At 70.3% G+C, this 3798-nt stretch carries 4 protein-coding genes; all 4 read right to left on the reverse strand.

Annotated features, from left to right (window positions below; all coding sequences use genetic code 11):
- Positions 1-109: 109 nt before the first annotated feature.
- From C4313_RS11310 to panB, 4 genes are read right to left on the reverse strand one after another with little or no spacing between them, the layout of a single operon-like run.
- On the reverse strand, positions 110-880 hold the full coding sequence (locus C4313_RS11310; protein ID WP_352429957.1) for a type III pantothenate kinase: 771 nt from the start codon (positions 878-880) through the stop codon (positions 110-112).
- Positions 881-927: 47 nt separating this feature from the next.
- On the reverse strand, positions 928-1761 hold the full coding sequence (panC, locus tag C4313_RS11315) for a pantoate--beta-alanine ligase (protein ID WP_352429958.1): 834 nt from the start codon (positions 1759-1761) through the stop codon (positions 928-930).
- A gap of 8 nt (positions 1762-1769) precedes the next feature.
- On the reverse strand, positions 1770-2717 hold the full coding sequence (locus tag C4313_RS11320) for a ketopantoate reductase family protein (RefSeq protein ID WP_352429959.1): 948 nt from the start codon (positions 2715-2717) through the stop codon (positions 1770-1772).
- Positions 2717-3604: a 3-methyl-2-oxobutanoate hydroxymethyltransferase gene (panB, locus tag C4313_RS11325; protein WP_352429960.1), complete on the reverse strand. Its 888-nt coding sequence runs from the start codon at positions 3602-3604 to the stop codon at positions 2717-2719. The genes C4313_RS11320 and panB overlap by 1 nt, the downstream gene beginning before the upstream one ends.
- Positions 3605-3798 lie beyond the last annotated feature (194 nt).

A 3798-nucleotide genomic window follows, 5' to 3' on the forward strand; every position in this document is an offset into this window, starting at 1 on the left:
GACCGGCGGGGGAGGCGCCGTGGGATGGGGCCTGGGGGCCCTGGGGGTGCTGCTGGTGGCCTGGCTCGCCCGGCGCCTCCGGCTGGGGGCGAAGGTTTCCTGAGCCGGCTCAGCGGCGCCGGTTCAATTCGTAGAGGAAGCGGAGGCCGTGGAGGGTGAGGTGCGGATCCACCACCTGGATAGACCGGACCTCCTGGGCGATGGTGTCGGCCAGACCCCCGGTGGCGATCACCCGGGCCGGCTCCTCCAGTTCCGCCTGGAGGCGCTGGATCATCCCCTCCACCATGCTGGCGAACCCGAGGATCAGGCCGGATTGCATGGCCTGGATGGTGTTGCGGCCGATGGCCCGCGGCGGCCGGATCAACTCCACCTGATACAGTTGGGCGGCGGCGGTGACCAGGGCCTCGGCCGCCACTATGATCCCCGGGGCGATGGCGCCGCCCAGGTATTCCCCCTCGCGGGAGATCACGTCGAAGACCGTGGCGGTCCCGAAGGCGATGGCGATGGCCGGCCCCCCATAGCGCCGGAACGTGGCCACGGCGTTGGCCACCCGGTCCGCCCCCACCTCCCGGGGGTTCTCCACGGCCAGGCGGATCCCCGTTTTGATGCCCGGCCCGACGATGAGGGGGTTCACCCCCAGATAGCGCTGGATCATCTCCTCGAACACGACGCGGAGCGGGGGGACCACACAGGCCACCGCGCAGCCGCGGATGTCCCGCAGACGGATGCCGTTGAGGGCGAAGAGGTTCAGGAACAGGGCCGCGTATTCGTCGGCCAGGCGGTGGCGCTGGGTGGAGAAGCGCCAGTGGGCGATCAGTTCCTCCCCCTCGAAGATCCCCGCTTTGATGTTGGTGTTCCCGATGTCCAGGCAAAGCAACATAGAGGGCCCTCCGGATCCCCAGAGCCGGCGGGCAGCCGGCGCGCCCGTTACGGGAGCAGGAGGTTGTCGATGAGACGGGTGTTGCCGATATAGACGGCCAGGGAGAGGAGGGCCGGCCCCTCCACACGCGAGAGCTCCTCCAAGGTCTCGGGGTCGGCCACGCTGACGTAATCCACGCGGGCCAGGGGCTCTCCCCGCAGGACCTCCCGCATGGCCTCCCGCAGGCGCTCGCCGTCCCGCTCCCCGGCCTCGTAGCGGGCTTTGGCGGCTTGAAGGGCCCGGAACAGGATCGTCGCCGCCTGCCGCTCCTGCGGGCTCAGGTAGGTGTTGCGGCTGCTCATCGCCAGCCCGTCCGGCTCCCGGACGGTCGGGCAGACCACGATCTCCACCGGGAAGTTGAGATCCCGGACCATGCGCCGGATCACAACCGCTTGCTGGGCGTCCTTCTGGCCGAAGTATGCGCGATCCGGCTGGACGATGTTGAACAGTTTGGCCACCACGGTGGCCACACCTCGGAAGTGGCCCGGCCGCGAGGCCCCCTCCAGCGGCCGGCTGAGTTCCTCCACGATCACCCACGTCTGGAACCCCGGCGGATACATCTCCTCCACCGAGGGGACGAAGACGAGGTCCACCTGCAGCGGCTCCAGCAGGCGCAGGTCGCGCTCCAGATCCCGAGGATACCGGTTGTAATCTTCGTGGGACCCGAACTGGGTGGGGTTCACGAAGATGCTCACCGCCACATGGTCGTTCTCCGCCCGGGCCCGGCGGATCAGCGAGAGATGGCCTTCGTGCAGATAACCCATCGTGGGGACGAACCCCCACGTCCCGGGGGTCCCCCGACGGATGGTGCGAACCTCCTGAACGGTGAACACCACGCGCATGGCGCACCTCACGGGATAGGATGGAGGGTTGGTGGGCTCGCAGCGCGGAGCCGGCGTTGTTCGGCCGCCTTCACCTGCCGCCACAGCCCTTCGTTCAAAGGCGTCGGGACGTTCAGACGGCGGCCCACACGGACGACCGCCCCGTTCAGGGCGTCGATCTCAGTCGGACGGCCCCGCTGCAGGTCCTGCCGCATCGACGAGGAGTTGGCGGCGGTCTGTCGGCAGACCTCCGCCACGAAGGCGACGGGGTCGGCGAAGGGAAGGGAGATCCCCTGGGCGCGGGCCACCGCCGCCGTCTCGCAGGCGACCCCCTCGGCCACCCGCCATACGGCCGGGCGCTCCAGCAGGGCGCCGTTGGGGATGTCGAGGAGGGCGGTCAGCGGGTTGATGGCGGTGTTGGCCACCAGTTTCCCCCACACGATGCTCCGGAGGTCGGGATGGAAGACCACCTCGAACCCGGCCGCCCGAAGCAGCCCTGCGATCTCCCTTGTCGCCCCATCGTCTCCACGAGGGGCCTCCAGCCAGATAGGGCCCTCGCCCCCCAGCCGGGCGTGCCCCGGCCCCAACACCGTGGCCCCGGCAGTCGTGACGCCCTGTCGGACCCGCTCCGGCCCGAGGGCCTGTTGCAAGATCTCCAGCGGCCCCAGGCCGTTCTGCAGGGTGAGGGCCACGCCCCCCGGGCGCAGGACCTGGCGGGCCCATCGGGCGGCCCGCGCGGTCTGGTAGGCCTTCACCAGGATAAGGGCGAGGTCGCACGGCGGCGCGGCGGCCGGATCCCCCACAGCCGGGAGGACGGCGGTCTCGTCGCCCGGAGGAGTGCTCAGGCGCAGGCCGCGCGTCCGTGCCGCCTCCAGCGCCTCGGCCCACGTGCCCAGCATCCAGACCTCCGCCACGCGGGCGAGGCGGACCCCGAACAGCGTCCCCATGGCGCCGGTGCCCAGGAGCGCGATGCGCATCAGGGCCTCCCTTTCGTATCCGTCGTGGGGAGCGGGGTGGCCTCCAGCATCGCCCGGAAGGCCGCCCACTCCTCCGGATCCATCGGGAAGGTGTGCTCCGGGCCCGGGAAGCGGCGGTGGCGCACGTCGTCGCAGTAAGCCTGGACAGCCCGGACGATCTCCCCGTGGAGGTCGGCGTATTTCTTCACGAAGCGCGGGGTGAAGCGATCGAACAAGCCGATGAGGTCGTGAAGGACCAGCACCTGTCCATTGCAGCCGGGGCCGGCCCCGATGCCGATGGTGGGGATGCGCAACCGCTCGGTGATGACGGCGGCCACCGGCTCGGGCACCATCTCGAGGACGATGGCGAAGCAGCCGGCGGCCTCGAGGGCCAGGGCGTCCTCCAGGAGCCGTCGGGCGTCGGCGGCGGTGCGCCCCTGCAGCCGATAGCCGCCGAGTTTGTGCACCGACTGGGGGGTCAGGCCGATGTGACCCATCACCGGGATGCCGGCCCGGACGATGGCCGCCACAGTGGGCACCATCTCCCGCCCGCCTTCCAGTTTGACAGCGTCCATGCCAGCTTCCTTGAGGAAGCGGCCGGCGTTGCGAACGGCCTCGGCGACGTCGGCCTGATAGGCCATGAAGGGGAGGTCGCCCACCAGCAGTGCAGCGGGGTTGGCGCGGGCCACCGCCTTGGCGTGGTGGAGCATCTCCTCCATCGTGACGGGCAGGGTGTTGGGATAGCCCAGGACGACCATGCCCAGGGAGTCGCCGACCAGGATCACATCGACGCCGGCCCGGTCCACGGCCAGGGCGGTGGGGTAATCATAGGCGGTGATCATGGTGATGGGTTCGCCCGCGGCCTTCTTGGCCTGGAGCGCCTGGACGGTCACCTTTTTGCGCGCCATGGTTCCCTCCCGAGGATGGCGGATGGGCCTTGGGCGGACGGCCGCCAGACCGCACATCGGGAAGGAGACGCCAAGGGGAAAGGGCAGGGGGAGGACCGATGGATCCGAGCGGTTCCTCCACCGTCCCGGTCGCTTCGGGGCGATCCAGGCGGTCGTCGGCAGCCCATGGGTTGGATGGTTCCGGAACGGCTCGC

It is taken from the genome of Thermoflexus sp. (assembly GCF_040289485.1).
Classification (GTDB): domain Bacteria; phylum Chloroflexota; class Anaerolineae; order Thermoflexales; family Thermoflexaceae; genus Thermoflexus.